This window comes from Agathobaculum sp. (assembly GCF_050946325.1).
GTDB lineage: Bacteria > Bacillota > Clostridia > Oscillospirales > Butyricicoccaceae > Agathobaculum.
The window spans coordinates 1-19470 of record NZ_JBMNUP010000021.1 but is presented as its reverse complement, the minus strand read 5'-3'; the positions used below and the strand labels follow the sequence as shown (position 1 = coordinate 19470).

The window sequence follows — 19470 nt, the reverse complement described above, 5'->3', positions numbered from 1 at the left end:
AACAATACCGCGGGGGGGTTTTAAACGGCCCATTTCACACCGCAGCGGCTGTGCTTATATCCGGTTTCAGACATTACGTCCACAGCCTTTTTATTGCTGCTTCGGCTCCGTCATAATCTCCTTAAGAGAAGCCGCCATACCGGCCAAACCCTGAATCTCACTCGGGATAATCAGCTTGGTCGCCTTGCCGTCTGCCGCGGCGGCAAACGCCTCCAGCGACTTGAGCTTGATAACCTGCTCGGTGGGCGCCGCCCCGTTCAGCAGCTCAATGGAATCCGCCAGGGCCTTCTGCACCGTGCGCAGCGCTTCGGCCTCGCCTTCCGCTTCCTTGATTTTCGCCAGGCGGCTGGCTTCCGCACGCAGTACGGTAGATTCCTTTTCGCCTTCTGCAACCAGAATCGCGGACTGTTTTTTGCCTTCCGCAACCAGAATCGCCTCACGGCGCTCACGCTCGGCCTTCATCTGCTTTTCCATGGATTCCTGAATCGCTGCTGGGGGAATAATATTCTTCAGCTCCACACGGTTCACTTTAATGCCCCATGCATCGGTCGCCTCATCCAGAATCGCGCGCATTTTTGTGTTAATGATATCGCGGCTGGTCAGCGTCTGGTCCAGTTCCAAATCGCCGATGATATTTCGCAGCGTCGTTGCCGTCAGATTTTCAATTGCCGACATCGGACTCTCAATCCCGTAGGTAAACAGCTTAGGGTCGGTAATCTGAAAATATACCACCGTGTCAATCTGCATGGTAACGTTATCCTTGGTGATAACCGGCTGCGGCGGAAAATCCACCACCTGCTCCTTGAGCGTTACCTTGCGGGCAATACGCTCAAACAGCGGCACCTTAAAATGCAGGCCGGTGTTCCATGTGCCGCGATAAGTGCCGAGACGCTCCACGATATATGCCTTGGCCTGCGGCACAATGATGATATTGCTGGCCAAAAAAGCAATCAACAGAATCGCAAGAATAATCCAGATCAGCGGAACAATAAATGTTGAAATAAACGGCATAATCAAAACTCCTTTTCTCCATAAACCCTTTTACTGCACATGGCGTTACTGCGTTTTTTCTACAATGGCTTTCACGCCGCGGATAGCCACCACCCGAACCGCTGTTCCCGCGGGAATCACGGTTTCATCTGCGCTGCGGGCCGACCAGAGCTGCCCGAGAATTTTAACTTCTCCCGTCGCTTGCATATTGTTGATTTCTTCCACAACAATTGCAGGCTCACCGATGATGCGGTCCGCATTGGTAGGCTCGTTTTTCGTGCGCAGAAAACGGCGGCAAAACGGCCGGACCAGCACAAGAAGCGCGGCGGAAAACAGCACAAAAATGATAAGCTGCGCCGGAAGCCCCAGCCCAATGCTGGCCGCCACCAGAGCTGCAACAGCGCCCACGGCAAACCAGATGGCGGACAAATCCAGCGTAAACGCTTCGATCACCACGCCGAGAATGATAACAGCTACCCACACAAATAAACTATTTTCAAACATGGGCAAACCTCCCTCCCTATCCATTTTCAGTGTATCATAGCATTTCCAAAAAGTACAGAAAAAAACAGTTCTTTTTTAATGAAATCTGTTGCGCCTGCGCATCAAAAAAAAGAACCGATGCTGTCACACCGGTTGCTGCATTGCGCGCTTTATTACTGCTGAAGCAGCAGCGCGCCCTCTGTGAAATTCAATTGACTCCATTCTATTTTATTTTCCTCTATTTGGCTGTTTAGCGTATCTGCAAGTCTTTCCGAAAGTCCCTGCGCCACCTGCTCCGGCAGGGTAAATCCGGCCGCCGTGATCTGCCGGCATGCCAATACAATCTTCCCATTTTCAGCCGAAACCTGCCATGCACCGCTCACCTCGCATTTTTCCGGCAAAAACAGCAGCACGGTCCGCAGCCCTTCTGTCGCCGCATCGCTCAGGGCCTGCTTATTGACCAGCGCGCCGACCTGTACCAGCCCATCCGCCCCAATGGATACCGTTAATTTTTCAGGTGCAAACGGAAGTGCCTGCTCAATCAGCACACCCAATTCGCTTTCACTCAATCGCATTCCGTTTTCCTCCTCGTCGGCCTGCGGCTGCGGTTCCGATACGGCACCGTTTGCTCCGTCTGCATTTCCAAGCAGCATTCTGCCGATCATTAAAAGAGACAGCAGCATACAAATGCCCAGTATGATGGTATAAACAAAGCTTCGTTCTTCCTGCATCCGCAATCTCCTTTCTGCAAACACTTTATGCGGCCACAGCGATTCATATGCTTTGATTCTGCCGTCTCAAAAAGAGGGGGGAGGACCGGATCATCCGGTCCTCCCCCTTTCTGCATTTTATGCAGCCGTTTCCGGCGATTAGTTGCAGTTTCTGTTTCCGCAGGAATTGTTTGCAGCCCCGGCATTGTTGCAGCCGCCTCCGCAGCCGCTGCCGCAGCCACAGGAACCGCCACCCGGCAAGCAATCCGGACATTCCTGTTTCGGCGGGAAAAATTCGTCAATCGGGAATTCAAAATTTGCAAAGATGGCGCATGGATCCTGCGTCTCGCCGGCAGCGCCGCTGTTGGAACAATCACGCCGCGGCAGGCAGATATCAAACGCCGGCATCAGCAGCTGGATATCGCGCTCCAGACGAATAATGGAAAACTGGCCCAGCGTTACAAACAACTGATTGCCTTCATTGCCAAGCACAAGGTCGTCGCCGTCAAAGCAGCCGCAGAGCCTGCGCGGTACCTCGCGCAGCGCGCAGCAGCAGCAATTGCAGCAGGCATCCGGCTCAACCACACGCGCATCCAACAGAATCGGGTCAACGACTTCAGTCATTGCCGCTTTCATAGGCTGGTGCATGGTTGTCTGCGCCGCCTGCTTTCTTTTTTTCTCTGCAGCGCGCTATTTTGTTGCGTCTGGAGTCCGGCACGGCAATTTGAAACGCCGCTTTCTCTATCCCGCGCAAATAAAAGGTTGCCTGTCGGTCGTCTGACAGTTCAATCCGGTCAAATATTTCATGTAAATCCGCATTGGTCACCGCATACAGCGATAAGCAGGCCTGTATCGCCTGCTGCACCTGAGTGATGGAGGGCATTGCTTTTTGTCTGCGGCCTGCTGCCTGCATCTCCTGCTGCAGCGTTCTCTCCCGCGCTTTGGCGTCTGCAAGCTGCTCATGCAGTTCCGATTCTGTCAAACCGCCCTGCATATACAGCTCCACCAGCCGGCTGCGCTTTTCTCTTTCCTTTTTCTGCGCGCGGCGTAACCGCTCAAGAGACGCGGTATCTCCCTCCTGTTGCATCCGGCGCTCTATTTCGCCCAAAAACTGTGCGGACGGTTTATGACGCAGCCCGTCAAAGCAGTCTAAAAAGGCTCGGATGGCCGTATATAAATCACATTCTTCAAAGGCGCCTGCGCCGCTGCACCGCCGTCCCGCCAGCGGCCCTTCCCGCAGCAGTCTTCCCTGATCGTGTCTGCAACAAACCCAGTACTCCCGCATGGAACCGTCGGTGCGCCGGCTCACCTTGCGTACCATACTGCTTTTGCAAAGGCCGCATATAAAAATGGTGCTGAAAAGATGCGCCTTCTCCGATTGGTTTTGCCGTCGCAGCGTACTGCGCTTTCGTTCCTCCTGCTTTCCCCCTCGGCTGCGCCGCTGTTTTTCCATCTGCACCGCGTCAAACTGTACCGGCGAAATCAGCGCAAGCTCCGGCCGCGCATGCCGAAACCACTCTGCCGGAGGCAGCGCACGCCGATCTCCCGTCAGAAAATTTTTCGTTACCGACCGGTGGTTGCACAGCAGCCCCTGATACAAATCATAGGACAGCATCTTCCGAATGCCTCGTTCATGCCAGGCACCGGTTCCGGTGCAGGTTGGAACTGCACGGTCGTTCAGGGTCTCTGCAATCCGCCTGCATCCCCAGCCGGACAGATACCATGTAAAAATCTGTCGCACGATCGCTGCTTCCGTCTCGTTAATTTGCAGCGTGTAGTTGTCAATATGATCATATCCGTAAATTCTGTTCGGTACACGCCCCTTCTGGGCATTGATTTTTTTGCCGAACGCAATTCTTCGGGAAAGGTTGGCGCTTTCCTCCTGTGCCAACGCGCCGAACACCGTTAAAATAAATTCTGAATCTCCCAGGCTGCTCATGTTGTTTGTAACAAACTGTACGGTCACATCCAGCGCGCGCAGATGCCGAATCGCCGTCAGAAAATCAACCGTATTGCGGGCAAAGCGTGTGATATCTTTGACCACTACCATCTCAAACGCGCCCGTTTCCGCGTCTTTCAGCATCTGATTGAATTGCTCCCGCCGTCTGAGCTGTTTCCCCGATATTCCTTCGTCTGCATAAATACGCACCAGCTCCCATCCCTGCCGGCGTGCAAAGTCTTCAAAAAACTTTTTCTGATTTTCCAGGCTGTCCAGCTGCTCTGTATGCAGGGTAGACACTCTGCCGTACGCGCAAAAACGCATTTTCTGCCCTCCAATCCTACGCCCGAAGCATGCCGGCAATTCTTCCGGCAAACACGGTGAGCATGCGCCGCTCCGCCAGCTTTATCTCCTCATCCGTCAGCAGCATTCTGCCGTCTGTTTTCCGTTCTTCTGTGCCCTTGCATACCATTGCACACACTCCTTTCCTTTCAAAGTGTATGCCTGCATACCTGCAAAATAGCAGACGCAAAAAGAACAGCCGGCCGAAACGCAACGTTTCACCGGCTGTTCGCAATCGCATAGGTCAGATATCAAATTGTGCTTAATCCGTTATCTTCACCAGCACCTTGAAGGCATCCTTGCAGGTTTCCGCATAAGCAAAAGCATCCGCCACTTCATCAAACGGGAATACCTTGCTGATCAGCGCGTCCAGCTTGTCATCCAGCATACCCATCGCCACCATATTGGTTGCACATGCAAAAGCATACTGGTTATGAATACGAACGCCCTGCACACGCAGTTCCTTGGCAAACAGCTTGCCGGTATCCACCGGATAGGGGCCCTTTGTCATCGCAATCTGTACGATTGTACCTGTATTCTTGGTGTAATCCACACAGGTCGTAATCGCAGACGGTACGCCCGCCGCCTCAAAGCTTACATCAAAATGCTTGCCGCCATTGGCAGCCAGCAGCTTGGTATCAAAGTCCTCATCCAGCGGGTTCACCGTAGCAAAGCCAAACTGTTCCGCCAGCTTTCTGCGGCTTTCCACCACCTCACTGACTACGATACGGCCTGCACCGGCAGCCTGTGCCACGCAGCCGATCAGCAGGCCAATCGGACCGCCGCCGACAATCAAAACGGACTCCGAAACTTTCAGATCGCTCATTCGCACGTCATGCACTGCAACAGCCAGGGGCTCAATCAGCGCCGCGCGCTTCAGGTCAATTGACTTGGGAATGCGATACATCTTTTTTGTTTTGACGCGAACATATTCAGCAAAACCGCCGTCCGCATGCACGCCAATAATTTTAAGATGCTCGCACACGTTGTCTTCGCCCTTTGCGCATGCATCGCAGCGGCCGCAGGCCAATACTTCCTGCGCCACTACCATGTCGCCGATTTCAAAACTTTCAGCGCCTTCTCCCTTAATTTCTGCCAATTCTCCTACAAATTCATGGCCCGGAATCAACGGAAAAACCGCAGTCGGATGATGCCCGTTGTATACATGAATATCCGTACCGCAAATACCAATGTATTTTACCTTGATCAGCGCCTCGCCGTCCCGAAGCTCCGGTTTGGGCGCATCGCAGATACTCATATCCTTCGGCTGGCGAATTACCAGTGCTTTCATAATGTTTTCCTCCTTACGCCTTTCTGGCGAGTACTTTCTGCACGGCGGCAGTAATGTACTTTTCGGTGAGGCCGAAACGGTCAGCCAAATAGTCAACTTGGCCTACTTCGCCGAATTCATCCTGTACGCCAACCATTTCCATCGGAACTGGGCGCCCCTTGCACAGCGTTTCTGCAACAGCAGAGCCCAGACCGTTAATCACATTGTGGTTTTCAGCCGTAACAATCGCACCGGTCTCTGCCGCGGCGCGGGTAATCGCCTCAGTATCAATCGGTTTCCATGTAAAGATGTTCAGAACGCGCGCGCTGATTCCCTGCGTCTCCAGCACAGCCGCAGCCTGCAGCGCTTCGGCAACGCAGAATCCGGATGCGATAATGGTAACATCGGTTCCATCCTTCAGCAGAACAGCCTTGCCGATGTCAAACGTCGAACCCTCGCGATAGATGCGCTTAGTTGTTTTGCGAACCAGGCGCATGTAATGCATACCGTAAATGCCGGCCACCTGACGCATCAGGTCTTCCAGCATCACAGTGTCAACCGGTTCCAGCACCGTCATCGTGGGAATACCGCGCATAATGCCCATATCCTCAAACGGCATATGTGTACCGCCGTTGAGCGCAGCCGTAATGCCGGGATCAGAGCCCACAATCTTGACGTTCAGATGCGCATAAGCGCCGGAGACAAAGATCTGGTCACAGGCACGGCGCGTGCAAAACGGTGCAAAGGTGTGTGCAAAAGGAATTTTGCCTACGGCCGACAAACCGGCTGCCACGCCAATCATGTTTGCTTCCTGAATCCCGCAGTCTACCGTCTGCTCCGGAAACGCCTCGGCAAAAGGTTTGGTGCCCATTGCACCCATCAGATCGGCATCCAGTACTACAATATCCGGATTCTCCGACGCCATATCGACAAGGGTACGGCAGAAAACAGACCGCATTTCAAGCGGATCGTTCCGGATTTCTTCCTCTAACTGATATCGCATGATGTTTTCCTCCCGCAATCGTCTTAATACGAGTCAATCGCTGCCTGCATTTCAGCCAGAGCTTCCTGCAGTTCTTCTTCATTCAGGCCACGGCTATGGCTTCCCACCTGATTGGCGGATTTGCTCCATCCGTTGCCCTTAATCGTATTCAGCACGATCATGGACGGCTTATCCGTCTGCTTTTTTGCGTTTTCTATCGCCGCATCAATCGCTTCTACATCATGCCCGTCCACTGTCTGCGCATACCAGCCGAACTCTGCAAATTTCGCACCAATATCGCCCAGCGCACAGATTTTGTCCGTCGTACCGTCCAACTGCAGCTTATTATAATCCACAAAACCGATCAGGTTATTCAATTTGCGGTGTCCGGCAAACAGCGCCATCTCCCAAACCTGACCTTCATCAATTTCACCGTCACCGAAGACAACGTATACGCGATTGTCTTTACCGTTCATCTTCATGCCAAGCGCAACACCTGCCGCCGTTGACGCACCCTGGCCGAGCGAACCGCAGGTCATATCAATGCCCGGCGTCTTCGTCCGGTCAACATGGCTGGGCAGGTTGGTATGCGGACGGTTGAGCGTCGCCAGCTCTTCCATCGGCATAAACCCCTTGAGCGCAAGCGTTGCATACAGCGCCGGACCGGCATGTCCTTTTGACATGACCACCCAGTCTCTATCCTCCCACTGCGGATTCTTCGGGTCGTACTTCAACTGGTTGCAGTACAGAACCGACAGCAGATCCGTGATGGAAAGAGAGCCGCCCAGATGGCCCACACCCAGACCAGCAATCATTTTGACCACTTCCATCTGGATATGCTTGGAAAATATTTTCATCTCTCGGACTTTTTCCGTGCTTATCATTGTTATCTCCTTCTATCCTTGGACTTCAGTTGAATCAATCATCAAGAAACTTCTTTTCCGGTCCCGGGGGCGAATAAATCCAATACAGTTTGAGCTGCTCCGAGCCTGTATTGGTAAACGTATGCGGCTCGCCCTTTTCAATTGCAATCAAATCGCCCGGCTGCACAGTCAGCTCTTCACCGGCTACACGGCCCTTACCCGTACCTGCAACAACCAGAATGAGTTCTTCGCTATTTTCATGCGCATGCTCTTCATGAATCTGGCCCGGGTCTATGATGGCCATACCGCAGCCGTAAGCATCCCGCTTCGCCTTGGAATACGGCGAAGCAAACAGCTTGATGCGCCGCTCATTGATGGTTCCTTCGTTGATTACCTTTCCCTTAACACTATCCACGGAAAACTTATACATACAGACTGCCTCCCCTTATCCGCCGGCACTCAGATGCCCAGATATGCTTTCTTCAGCCCTTCATCCTGCAGCAGCGTCTTGCCAACGTCCTGCATAACGACAACACCGTTTTCAATAACATAGCCCCAGTCAGCCATAGACAGGGTCTTGCCAACGTTCTGTTCCACAATCAGCACCGATGTGCCGCTGGCACGAATATCCTCAATGGTCTGGAACATTTCCGCTACCAGAATCGGCGCCAGGCCCCAGGACGGTTCGTCCATAATCAGCAGCTTAGGGTTGCTCATCAGCGCGCGTGCAGTGGCAACCATCTGCTGTTCGCCGCCAGAAAGCGTGCCGGCAAGCTGCTTGCGGCGTTCGAGCAGACGCGGGAACATTTTAAACACCTTTTCCTTGTTTTCCTGTCTTCTCTGGTGCGCTTCCTTGGTGCAGGAGCCAATGTCCAGGTTCTCATCTACCGTCATATTCGGGAAGAGCTGACGGCCTTCTGGAACCAGGCAGATGCCTTTCTGCATAATCTTATCCGAGCTCAGACCGTTGAGTTTTTCGCCATTATACTCAACCTCGCCGCCCATAATCGGAATGAGGCCGGTAATTGCCTTAATGAGCGTGCTCTTGCCTGCGCCGTTGCCGCCGACAATTGCAACGATCTGATTATCCGGCACTTCCAGCGAAATGCCATGTACAATTTCGCCACCGTTGTAACCGGTGCGCAGATCTTTAACTTTCAGCATTCTCAAAATCCTCCCCGAGATAGGCGCTGATCGCTCGCTTATCGTTTGCGACCTCTTCCGGCGTACCTTCTACCAGCTTTTCGCCGCGGTGCAGAATATAGATCTTGTCGCACAGCGACATGATCGTCTTGATATCATGCTCGATAATCAGAATGGTAACGCCAGCGTCACGAACCTTGCGGCAGGTATCCACCAGCTCCAGCTTCTCCTGCGGGTTGCAGCCAGCCATAACCTCATCCAGCAGAATCAGTTCGGGTTCCACCGCCAGCGCACGGGCAATTTCAAGCTTCTTCTTGTCAACAGTGGTCGTATTGCTTGCAATCATATCCAGGTCGCAGGTCATACCAACAAGCTCTGCCACCTCACGCGCCTTCTTTTCAACCTCTTTTGCATTGTTGGTCTTCAGGAAAGCGCCTACCATAATATTCTGCAATACGGTCATATCACCAAAGGGCTTGGTAACCTGGAACGTACGGGCCAGACCCATTTTGGCCATATCTTCCGTCTTTGCTCCGGTAATATCCTGATCCTTAAAATAAATCTTGCCGGAAGTCGGATGGAAATAGTTTGCGATCATGTTAAACAGCGTGGTCTTGCCCGCGCCGTTCGGTCCGATCAGACCGACAATATCGCCCTTCTCAATCTCACCGGAAAAATCGTTTACAGCCGTCAAGCCGCCAAACTGTTTGGTAACATGCTCCATCTTGACGATTACTGACATATTTATCCCTCGTTTCTACGCGTTACGCGCCGTTGTGTTCACTCAGCGTTTGCCGACTTATTTGCTTTCTGCCTTTTTCTTGCCGCGGGAGCCGAAAATCTTCTCTTCCACCTTCTGCAGCACATGTACCACATGCTCGCAAAGGCCGTGAGGCATGAAGTAGACAACCAGCATCATGATAACACCGTACAGGAACAGGTTCAGGCCGGACATTGTGCTGGCAAAACGCGCAGACAGCATCTCAGACAGCGGAACAAGCACGATAGAACCGATAACCGGACCCATTACCGTTCCCTGACCGCCGATCAGAGCAATCAGAGCAATCTGTACCGCCAGGTCGTAGCTGAAAATACGGTCAGGTCCGATGTAGCGGAAGTACTCTGCATAGAACGTACCTGCCAGCGCAATCATAAAGCAGCTGATGGCCATTGCAATCAGTTTATACTTGGTGATATTGATGCCAAGGCTCTTGGCCGCATCATCGTCGCTTCGGATTGCAACCAGGTAATAGCCCAGCTTGCTGCGCGACATTTTCCAGGTGATTGCAACGCCAATTACCAGCATAATCAGCGCGATATAATAGTAACCCAGCTTGCCGTCAAACTCATACATGCCGGCGCCGCCGCCAGTCCAGGTCAGCGACCAGCCGGAGCCGCCCTTCAGCGGAATGGGGCCCAGATACTCGGAGTTCATAACAAAGGTACCGACCAGCTCGGTAATCGCAATGGATGCCAGCGTAAAATACGGGCCCTTCAGGCGGAAAGTAGGATAGCTGATAATAACGCCGATAATCATTGCAATCAGAGCGCCGATAATCATGCCGATCCAGGGCGATACACCCTTGGTTTCCAGCAGAATCGTGGACGCATAGCCGCCGATGCCCATATAAACCGAATGACCGAGCGACATGGTGCCTGCGTAACCGCAGATCAGGTTCCAGGCAACCGCACAGAAACCGTAAAAGCAAATCAGTACCAGAATACTCTGCCAGTATGTACCCACGCACAGCGGCAAGATAATGAATGCCAAAGCGGCGAGCAGGACGAAAAATTTGCCCTTAAAAATAGAATTTCCCTTGTAATTCATACCTTATTGCCTCACTTTCTCTTGCCGCCCAGCAGGCCGTTCGGCTTGACGACCAGTACGATCAGGAACAAAGCAAACGACACAATAGACGCCATGGAAGACGGCATGAACTGCGCGCCAACCTGCTCAATCAGACCAAAGATCAAACCGCCAACGATTGCGCCCTGAATGCTGCCGAGGCCGCCCAGAACAACGATCATAAACGATTTGGTGCCGAACACGTTGCCAGCCGACGGGGATACAAGATAGAACGATGCCATGCAGGCGCCCGCAATCGCTACTGCTGCGGTGCCCAGACCAAAAGCGATACCATAAGTTGTATGAACATTTACGCCGCAAAGCGCTGCTGCATCACGGTTCTGCGATACCGCACGGATACGCTTACCCATTTCAGTGCGGTTGATGATGAACCACAGGCCAAAGGCGACGATAATCATCAAACCAAAAGTGATAACGCGGGACCACTGTGTAACAAACTTGCCGTCAAACAGACGCACATAGTGGCCATAGGACCAGCTGTTAACCGTCTTGTTGCTCGCGCTGTAAATCATGAGATAAAGGTTCGCAATTGCATAGTCAAGACCGATGGTAAACAGCATAACGCTGGTCGGCTCAAGTACGCTTGCGCGCTCACGAATCAGCAGAGGACGGATAACAACCTTCTGGAGCAAAAAGCCAATAATAAAGAATACCGGCGCGATGATAAACATCGCCATGAACGGGTCAATCTTAAAACGGGAGAACAACTCATAATAAGCGAAGGCCGAAGCCATCAATACTGCGCCATGCGCAAAGTTTACAATACGGATTACGCCAAAGATAACGCTCAGGCCCACCGCAATCAGGCCATAAGCGCCGCCCAGCAAAATGCCGTGCAGAATTGACAGGAGAATATTATTCATAACCTACTTCCTCTCATCTGGTTATAATCCCCAACGCACAGATTTGGCCAGGCATTGGGTCTGGGAAGTTTTCCGGCATCGCTTCATGCAAAGCCGTACCGATAAATAGAGCGGGAGAGAAGTTTGTTTTTTTCTCCCCCGCCCTATCGCAATCATGTCACATACTGAGCCGTCTGAACAGACCGGCCCCGAAGATATGTGCGCTTATCAGCGCTCGCTGAAAGCCGGAATCGGGAGGATCGCCTTATTGCCTTCAACGGAGTGCTCCTTCGGATACAGAGCAACCTGCGCGCCATCCTGATACTGGATGATCGTGCCGCCGGTCGGGCCGCCGTCAAAGGTGTTCTGGCCCTTCTCGTCAAATACAACTGCGCTGTAGCCGCTCAGGAACGCGCGGTCGGTGCCGTCATTGTGCAGTTCCAGGCCAGCGATGGCATCGCGGATCGCTTCAGGCTCGGTAGAGCCGGCAGCTTCCAGAGCATAGTAAGCAACGTAAGCCGCGGTCCAGCCCTGTGCAAAGAAGGAGTCCATCTTGTAGCCGTATTCAGCTTCGCACTGCTCGGCAACTTCCTTGATCCAATCGTAGTTCTGAACACCGGACATATCCCAGTCTTCCTGTACGAAGTGGTAGTTGTAAACGTCTTCGCCTACTGCTTCGCGGTACGCAGAGTCCTGCCAGCCGCCGCCTACAGACCATACGCCGTACGGCAGGTCAACCTGGTTGGCATACAGCGCGTTGGAGAATACGATAGCGTCATCGGTGTAGAAGGAAACGTTCAGAACGTCCGCGCCGGATTCCTTCACCTTCAGAACCTGAGCGGTCATATCCGCCTGGCCGTTGGTTACAGGCTCGTCCAGAACGCAGGTCCAGCCGCGCTCAGCAGCCGCTTCCTTCCAGATGCGGGCATTGTCAGCGCCCCAGTCGCTGTTCTCATAAACCAGCGCATAGGACAGGGTATCCAGGCCCTGCTCTTCACAGATGGTATCGAGCGCAGTGATCATCTCGATAACGTCGTAAGTAGCAGTGTTGTTAATACGGAACACATAGTCATAGCCGCGCTCGGTAACCGCAGTAGCTACGCCGCCCTGAGAGAGGAACGGAATCTTATACTTCTGGGAAACTTCAGTTGCAGCGATGCAGGAGGTGCTGTTGTACGCGCCAATAATCATATTAACCTTGCTATCGGTAATCAGGCGTTCGCAAGCTACAGAAGCCTTATCGGCTGCGGACTCGGTATCGGCAACAACCAGTTCGATCTGCGCGCCATCCATCGACTTAACGCCGCCGTTGGCATTGATTTCCTTGATCGCCATCTCCGCGCCGTCTGCATGGTGCTGACCAATCGTAGCAGAACCGCCGGTCAGCGGCCACAGGCTACCCATCTTGATTACGTCACCGCTTGCAGCTGCGCCAGCATCCGGATTAGCCGCATCCTGGCCACCAGCAGCGTCGCCGCCGTCCTTGTTGCCGCCGCAGGCAGCGAGGCTCATCACCATTGCCAGGGACAGGCCCAAGCTCAGCAAACGCTTCATCTTTTTCATTTTTTCTTCCTCCTTAGTGTATAAGAGTTATTAAAATATTGTAGCTGCTACAGGGCTTTCCAGCCGTCTCTTCTCACCGTCCCTCTTCCGTAGCCGCTAACAAATATTTAAAACCAATTTTTTGCATATATCCGTCAAACGCCTTATCCCACTCATCCAGGCTGTAAACATTGCTGATCAGCGGTTTCAGCTGAATTTTCTTCTGACGAAGCAGGTCCAGCGAGCGAACCCACCATTCGGTCTTCTGCGCATATGTGCCGTATACGGCCAGTTCCTTCAGCGTGATCAGGTTCATATCCAGCTCTGTCGGCCGGCCGGTCAGGCCAACCTGAACATACCGGCCGCCCTTGCGCACTGCGCGCAGCCCCATCTGAATTGCCGGTCCGGCGCCCGAACAGTCAAACACAATATCCGGACCAAACGGCGGGCAAAGCGCTGCAATCTGCGCTTCGGCGTCGGGCTGATCGGAAAACACCACTGCGGATGCACCAAGCTCTTTTGCAAGCTCCAGGCGCTCCGTATCCGCCCTGGTGCCCGCCACAATCACTTCGCCGCCTGCGCTTACCGCAAGCTGGAGGCACATCAGGCCGATTGCTCCAGGGCCGGTCAGCAGAATCTTGTCTCCCGGGCGAATGCCGCCAAATTCCAGCACGCCCTGTGCACAGCACGCAAGCGGTTCGGTCATGGCTGCTTCCTGCAGGCTGACGCCTTCCGGAATCTTATGCAGGTTCTTTGCCGGAACAACAACATATTCTGCCATCGCCCCGTTAACCGCGCTGCCAATCGACTTCTTTTCCGGACACAGGTTTTTGTGGCCCGTCTGGCAATACAGGCAGGTGCCGCAGGTGTGATAGTAGGTCTCACTAACCACCTTTTCGCCAATCCACGCAGGATCCACACCCTCGCCAACCGACTCAACCACGCCGGACAGCTCATGCCCGAGCGTTACCGGCGGCTTGGTTGGATATCCGCCGTCTCCACTGAAAATATGTATGTCCGTTCCGCAGATGCCACAGTAAGCAACGCGGATTCGTACCTGCCCCGATGCAGGCTGCGGAACAGGCACGTCCATCAGTTTGACTTTCTTCTGCCCGTCCTCATAGTTGACAATTGCTTTCATCTTTCGTTCCGGCCTCACTTTTTTCGCCGCATGCCGGCCAATCGCTATGCTTGGCACGGGCATTCGCCGCAATAATTTTGAACAAGAAGCACAATATTTGTCAGCGCTTTTCTGTACGTTATGTGTATACGCAAAAAACGTGCCACTCTATTCCTTTGTCTTTTGTCTTTTTCACCATATTTCCGGCGCTTCTTTTTACAAACTATACAATGCCATCTTTTTGTATTCCATTTTTCCCTGCGTTTTCCGGCCCTGTCTTTTTCTTTTTTCACGAATGTGTCAAAAAGCATTTTTGTGTCTCCCTATTTTTGTCATATATGGTGAGCCATATGGTTACATGTGACATTTTTATACACTCCTTTCCGCACACATGTCACACATCTATTTTTTTGTATACTGTTAGCGCATCCTATACATTATATTTGTTATATTGTATACTATATCGAAATCGTCAAAAATACACCAATTTAACCCCAAAATTTCATCATAATTTACCACGAATTTTTTCGAGATATCACACATGATTGTTTTATTCTATCGGATTCTGTTTTTTACATCTGTATTTTTCGCGTTTAGACGTAATTTGTGTTATAATAAAACGGAACATGGGAAGAGCAAAGGAGGAAGCGCCTTGAACATTGACCAGAATTATGCGCCGCAATGGAAAGCCCGTGAAGACTTCTTTCTGCGCGGCGTTGAAGATTACAACATATTTCCGTCGGAAGTATATGAGTCCTGGAAACGTTCGCTTGATTACGGGTTGGACCCAAACGTACAGAACATCAAAATGCTGTCTCCTGACGAACTGCAGCAGCGGCTCCAGCAGAACCACCTGCTCATCAGCATTGCCACTTCTTTCATGGAATACCTGCACAATATGGTAAAAGGCTCCGGTTATGTCATCATGCTGGCCGACGCGGACGGCTACATACTCAAGGTAATCGGCGATCCTGATACGCTGTCTGATATCCGCTCCAAAAGCAATCCGGTTGTGGAAGGCGTTTGCCGGCACGAGTCCGCTTTTGGTACTGGCGGTATTGGCACCCCCATTGCAACGCGCAAACCCATCCAGCTTTCCTGCTATGAAATGTTCTACCCTTCCACGCACGAATTTACCGGTTCCGGCGCCCCATTGGTTGATGCGAACGGCCGTGTCTATGGCGCACTCTGTCTGTCCAGCCCGCTGAACCAGACCCATCCGCATACGCTGGGCATGGTGGCCGCGGCCAGCTATGCCATTATGCGGCAATATTCTCTCCAAAATTTGTATGACCAGCTTGTTTCAACCGAAAGTCAGCTTCAAACCATTCTCTCTACCATCAATTACGGCGTATTTCTGCTGGACCGAAATTTCACCATTGTCGATACGAACAATGCGGCAATCAAAGCGCTCAATTATTTGAAAAACGAGCTGATTGGAACACCAATTTCCAAAATCATTCCTTCCCTCGATTTCAGCAAACTGATACAAAACCTGCACGATGAGGAGTATCCGCTCCACGGAAAATACAGCACAATCAACGCCTTTATCACCGTCCAGCTCATCAGAGGAACAGACGGCGCGCTGACATCCATGCTGATTTCTTTCCGCCAGAGCACCAGTATGCGCAAATTCGTAACCCGCTACATCGGATCAACCGCGTCCTTCCAGTTTGACGACATTATTGGTCAGTCCAAAGCGCTCACAACCGCAAAAACCTATGCGCAAATTGCCAGCAGCAATTCTGCAAACGTTCTGCTGCTTGGCGAAAGCGGTACCGGCAAAGAACTCTTTGCGCAGTCCATCCACAATAACAGCCAATTTTCTTCCGGCCCCTTTGTTGCGGTCAACTGCGGCGCCATTCCCAAAAGCCTAGTGGAAAGCGAGCTGTTCGGATACGAATCCGGCTCATTTACCGGCGCCAAACGCGAGGGCAGCGCAGGCAAATTTGAGCTTGCCAATAACGGCACCATTTTTCTGGACGAAATCGGTGATATGCCGTACGAAGTGCAGGTACATCTGCTGCGCATCCTGCAAACCAAGGAAGTTACCCGTATCGGCGGCAAAAAGTCCATCGCGCTTAATATTCGCGTCATTGCCGGCACCAATGTTGATTTGCTGCATGCCATCGAAGAAAAGACCTTCCGCAGCGATCTGTACTACCGGTTAAACGTGCTCTCCATTCAAATTCCCACGCTCAAAGAGCGCGGCAATGATATCATGATTTTAACGGATTATTTTATCAAAAAATATCAGCCCGCTGGCAAAACGCCCATTCTCGGGGTAACTGCCGAGGTAGCCGACCTCTTCATGCGCTATCCCTGGCCAGGCAACATCCGCGAGCTGGAAAACACCATTGAACGCGCCTGCTTACTCGCATCCGGAGAATATATCACCCCCGAACATATTCCCTGGTCTATTGTACATTATCAGCCCGTTGCATCGACCCAAACCGCAATACCTGTGTCTCCCGCACCCATACCAGGCACGGAAGAACCCGTTTTGTCAGAAGAGCCTGACCATACCACAATCAACGAAGCGGAGCGCGCATTGATCACCAGGCATTTGCAGGATGCACATGGCAATATCAAAAAGGCGGCCGACAGTTTAGGAATCAGCCGTCGAACACTTTATCGAAAACTTGAAAAATACGAGATCAATTATCAGGACATGCGCACCTGATCTGTTATGTTGTGCAAACGGCCGCAGAAGACTAAAATCTTCTGCGGCCGTTCGCTTCCCCAACCCTATTCAAAGAAACCGAAGCATGCGGCAAAGACGCCGCACTTTGGGTTTTTTGACACGTATTTATTCATCAAAATCAAAGTCTTCATAGAAGGTATAGCCGATTGCAGAAGCATCCGGCGCGTAGAAGCACACAAGATGCAGCGGAATATCGCCCGTATTCCAAACCATATGCGGCACGCCCTGCGGGAACAGCACCAGCGAACCGGGCTCCAGGCCAAACACCTCGTCCCCCACCTTGACCTTGCCGGTACCCGAGGTAACATAAATCGTCTCCTCGCCATTATCATGCGCATGAGCCGGCTTCGCCTTTGCACCAGGGTCGTAGCTTACCGTGCAAATCGAGCTGTACTTGCCGCCCGTCGTCTCCGGCTTTTGCAGCCAATACACAGTGCGGCCCTCAAAAACCTTTTTTTCTCCATCACGCTCGTTAATGCAAAGATTCATCACAGATTCCTCCTGTATATATTTCGGCATTCACCAGCGGGCATGCCCCTTGTTGAATACTTCTATATTACAGCTATCAAAAATCGTGCCAATCTTTTGCCGTTTGCTTTTTCACCCTTATTTTTACCGCTTCCAGCAGCATTTCCAGCGTATATACCAGCGGAATCATCGTTTCTGCACTTACCTTTTCTTCCGTCCAGTCCAGGGCATTGCAGACGATATCATAATCTGCCGCTTCTGCCATCGCGCACGCTTTCTGTGCCGTTATTGCAACGACCGTCGCACCGGCAGCCTGCAGTTTTTTTACGTTGTCCATCAGTTCCGGCTGCGCATCCCCAAGGTTTAAAACCACAACCGCCTTGCCGCTCGCATCAAACTTCATGTCCGGCGGAAGATACTGCGGCTCCAATCCCACTGAAAATTTCCCAATCTCAGAAAAAATTTGTGCGCCATAGCAGCACAGACTCGCACCCTGACCTCGCCCCAGGAACAAAATTTCCTTTTTTTCTGCAATACCCGCCGCCGCATCCATAATGGGCTGCGTAAAATCCAAAGCATCCGCTTTCCGAAAGTATGCAATCAGTTGGCCTGCGCGCGTTTCCTTTACTGTATTGCCGCGGCTGTCTTCCAGAAATGCTTTTAGTCGGTATTTAAACTCCGTATACCGCTCGCAGTTCATTTTTCGGCAAAAGCGCAGCACCGTGGATGTAGAAACATGCGCCATTGCCGCCAGGTCACGAATTGTCATATCCGCTACCTGCTGCATATTGGCCGCCACATAGTTATACACCAGCGTTTCCAGTTCGTTCAGGCTCTCAATCTCCGCATAAGAAAACATACAGGGGTTCCCTTCCTTACTTTTTCACTTCTCCGCATCACAAGCACCGTCAAAATCACTTTCTGTTTCTATCCATCCAAACATTGCAGTGTTTTTCCCCGCATATTTGCTTGTGCTTTGCAGCATTTATTACTAATTAAGCAATTCCTATGCCATTTTGCAAAGATTGGCACGAATAGTGCTATATATTTTAGCAGGATGACACATACATCCTAATCTTCATTTCTTCTCTCTTCCTCCTGATGGGGGACCCCCCATCACCCAGTATTTTTTCTCAGCAAAACGCAATGCAGGTCATTTGGGAGTACCCAAAGACCTGCATTGCGTTTTTTTCTTTTGTTTTTTCTGCCTATTATGCTGCCGCCGCTTCAACCACTGCCGTAGGCTTATTGCTGTCCGGACAGAGCTGAACATCCATCTCATCCTCCAGATAGCGGGAAGAGAAGATCCGTGCGCCGCCCTCACCGCCAAACAGAACCACCCGCTTATCGAAAACGGACAATCCGTCAATAATGCGCGGACGGCCAACCATGCAGCTTACCTCGCATTCAATCTTATAGAAGAAGCGAATATCCACGGTATAGCAGCCCCGATTAAACTGCACTTTTTCAACGTCAATCTTAACGCTGAGCAGCTCCGCCGAGCGCGGCTTTACCGAAACAACGCCGCCCGAATTGAGCAGCTCCTGTGCATCGCGGCAAAGAAATACGCGAATATCGCGCAGGCACTCCTTGCTGCGGCAGGAATCATAAACCTTACTGGTGTGCACGCAGACTGCCTCGCGGAATCCGCCGGCAGCTGCCGTATTGCCTCCGGAAACAGGGCCGGGGCAGCAGACTTTATCAGCCATGTAGTATTACCTCCAAATAGAAATTGAAGAAACTTCATTATCAGTCTATTCAAAGGCAGCGCAGATGTTACTGCACCGAACGGCTGTCTTCGGCAAAAACGCCTGTTTTTATCTCTGCGCAGCGGCGGTCCAGCTCGGAAGTTGTGCCAAGCGCAGCGTGCACTGCGTCGTATTCCTGCCGTGCGCGCGCATTTTCTTTTCCCGTTCTCACCGCGCGTATAAGCAGATTTTTCGGCGTATCCAGCGGCGAAATGTATTCCACCACAGATACCTTATATCCCTCTGCTTCCAGCTTCAAAGCGCGCATACTGTCTGTCAGCACATCGTTAAACCGCGCCTTGAACACGCCGAATTTCGTCAGCGGCTCCAGTTCCGGCAGGTGATACTGCTCCAGCAGCTCTTTATGGCAGCAGGGCACGCATGCAATGTATTTTGCCTGCGCGCGAACAGCTGCTGCCAGCGCCAAATCGGTTGCAATATCGCAGGCATGCAGCGA

General features: G+C 52.0%; 21 protein-coding genes. 1 reads left to right on the top strand and 20 read right to left on the bottom strand.

The annotated features are described in order from the left end of the window. Window positions 1-90: 90 nt before the first annotated feature. From ACOYIE_RS03275 to ACOYIE_RS03200, 16 genes are all read right to left on the bottom strand, one after another. Window positions 91-1011, bottom strand: a complete 921-nt coding sequence (locus ACOYIE_RS03275) for an SPFH domain-containing protein (protein WP_433410736.1) — start codon at window positions 1009-1011, stop codon at window positions 91-93. Between the two features lie 45 nt (window positions 1012-1056). Beyond that, window positions 1057-1494: an NfeD family protein gene (locus ACOYIE_RS03270; RefSeq protein ID WP_433410735.1), complete on the bottom strand. Its 438-nt coding sequence runs from the start codon at window positions 1492-1494 to the stop codon at window positions 1057-1059. A 152-nt stretch (window positions 1495-1646) separates the two neighbouring features. Then, the gene (locus tag ACOYIE_RS03265) at window positions 1647-2204 is read right to left on the bottom strand and encodes a hypothetical protein (RefSeq protein ID WP_433410734.1); all 558 of its coding nucleotides are present in this window, start codon (window positions 2202-2204) and stop codon (window positions 1647-1649) included. A 138-nt stretch (window positions 2205-2342) separates the two neighbouring features. Beyond that, the gene (locus ACOYIE_RS03260) at window positions 2343-2807 is read right to left on the bottom strand and encodes a hypothetical protein (RefSeq protein WP_433410733.1); all 465 of its coding nucleotides are present in this window, start codon (window positions 2805-2807) and stop codon (window positions 2343-2345) included. Further along, the gene (locus tag ACOYIE_RS03255; RefSeq protein ID WP_433410732.1) at window positions 2800-4446 is read right to left on the bottom strand and encodes a recombinase family protein; all 1647 of its coding nucleotides are present in this window, start codon (window positions 4444-4446) and stop codon (window positions 2800-2802) included. Before ACOYIE_RS03255 ends, ACOYIE_RS03260 begins: the two co-directional genes overlap by 8 nt. Before the next feature lie 16 nt (window positions 4447-4462). Then, window positions 4463-4594: a hypothetical protein gene (locus ACOYIE_RS03250; RefSeq protein ID WP_433410731.1), complete on the bottom strand. Its 132-nt coding sequence runs from the start codon at window positions 4592-4594 to the stop codon at window positions 4463-4465. A 132-nt stretch (window positions 4595-4726) separates the two neighbouring features. Beyond that, window positions 4727-5755: a zinc-dependent alcohol dehydrogenase gene (locus ACOYIE_RS03245; RefSeq protein WP_433410730.1), complete on the bottom strand. Its 1029-nt coding sequence runs from the start codon at window positions 5753-5755 to the stop codon at window positions 4727-4729. Window positions 5756-5768: 13 nt separating this feature from the next. Then, a complete protein-coding gene (locus ACOYIE_RS03240; RefSeq protein WP_433410729.1) occupies window positions 5769-6737 on the bottom strand; it encodes a transketolase family protein in 969 nt (322 codons plus the stop codon). 23 nt (window positions 6738-6760) lie between these two features. After that, window positions 6761-7573 carry a transketolase gene (locus ACOYIE_RS03235; RefSeq protein WP_433410728.1) on the bottom strand — a complete coding sequence of 271 codons (813 nt, stop codon included), beginning with the start codon at window positions 7571-7573 and terminating at the stop codon, window positions 6761-6763. A gap of 61 nt (window positions 7574-7634) precedes the next feature. Continuing rightward, window positions 7635-8009, bottom strand: a complete 375-nt coding sequence (locus ACOYIE_RS03230) for a cupin domain-containing protein (RefSeq protein WP_433410727.1) — start codon at window positions 8007-8009, stop codon at window positions 7635-7637. 29 nt (window positions 8010-8038) lie between these two features. Further along, window positions 8039-8743, bottom strand: coding sequence for an ABC transporter ATP-binding protein (locus ACOYIE_RS03225; RefSeq protein ID WP_433410726.1), 705 nt, complete (start codon window positions 8741-8743; stop codon window positions 8039-8041). Then, entirely contained in the window at window positions 8730-9464 is a 735-nt protein-coding gene (locus ACOYIE_RS03220; RefSeq protein WP_433410725.1) for an ABC transporter ATP-binding protein, read from the bottom strand. The genes ACOYIE_RS03225 and ACOYIE_RS03220 overlap by 14 nt, the downstream gene beginning before the upstream one ends. A 57-nt stretch (window positions 9465-9521) precedes the next feature. Further along, on the bottom strand, window positions 9522-10550 hold the full coding sequence (locus ACOYIE_RS03215; protein ID WP_433410724.1) for a branched-chain amino acid ABC transporter permease: 1029 nt from the start codon (window positions 10548-10550) through the stop codon (window positions 9522-9524). 11 nt (window positions 10551-10561) lie between these two features. Next, the gene (locus tag ACOYIE_RS03210; protein WP_433410723.1) at window positions 10562-11452 is read right to left on the bottom strand and encodes a branched-chain amino acid ABC transporter permease; all 891 of its coding nucleotides are present in this window, start codon (window positions 11450-11452) and stop codon (window positions 10562-10564) included. A gap of 207 nt (window positions 11453-11659) precedes the next feature. Further along, window positions 11660-12994 (bottom strand): ABC transporter substrate-binding protein, encoded by a 1335-nt coding sequence (locus tag ACOYIE_RS03205; protein ID WP_433410722.1) that lies wholly within the window; start codon window positions 12992-12994, stop codon window positions 11660-11662. A gap of 73 nt (window positions 12995-13067) precedes the next feature. Beyond that, window positions 13068-14114 carry a zinc-dependent alcohol dehydrogenase gene (locus ACOYIE_RS03200; RefSeq protein ID WP_433410721.1) on the bottom strand — a complete coding sequence of 349 codons (1047 nt, stop codon included), beginning with the start codon at window positions 14112-14114 and terminating at the stop codon, window positions 13068-13070. Window positions 14115-14745: 631 nt separating this feature from the next. On the opposite strand from ACOYIE_RS03200, the gene ACOYIE_RS03195 reads away from it, so the two are divergent. After that, window positions 14746-16776 (top strand): sigma-54-dependent Fis family transcriptional regulator, encoded by a 2031-nt coding sequence (locus ACOYIE_RS03195; protein ID WP_433410719.1) that lies wholly within the window; start codon window positions 14746-14748, stop codon window positions 16774-16776. Window positions 16777-16902: 126 nt separating this feature from the next. Here ACOYIE_RS03195 and ACOYIE_RS03190 read toward each other — a convergent pair whose 3' ends face one another. The 4 genes from ACOYIE_RS03190 to ACOYIE_RS03175 all read right to left on the bottom strand — a co-directional run. Next, window positions 16903-17286 (bottom strand): cupin domain-containing protein, encoded by a 384-nt coding sequence (locus ACOYIE_RS03190; protein WP_433410718.1) that lies wholly within the window; start codon window positions 17284-17286, stop codon window positions 16903-16905. Window positions 17287-17362: 76 nt separating this feature from the next. Then, window positions 17363-18124, bottom strand: a complete 762-nt coding sequence (locus ACOYIE_RS03185; protein ID WP_433410717.1) for a MurR/RpiR family transcriptional regulator — start codon at window positions 18122-18124, stop codon at window positions 17363-17365. Window positions 18125-18476: 352 nt separating this feature from the next. Next, window positions 18477-18974 (bottom strand): hypothetical protein, encoded by a 498-nt coding sequence (locus tag ACOYIE_RS03180; RefSeq protein ID WP_433410715.1) that lies wholly within the window; start codon window positions 18972-18974, stop codon window positions 18477-18479. Window positions 18975-19041: 67 nt separating this feature from the next. Next, the coding region (locus ACOYIE_RS03175; RefSeq protein ID WP_433410714.1) for a methyltransferase at window positions 19042-19470 on the bottom strand (429 nt) is incomplete at its 5' end.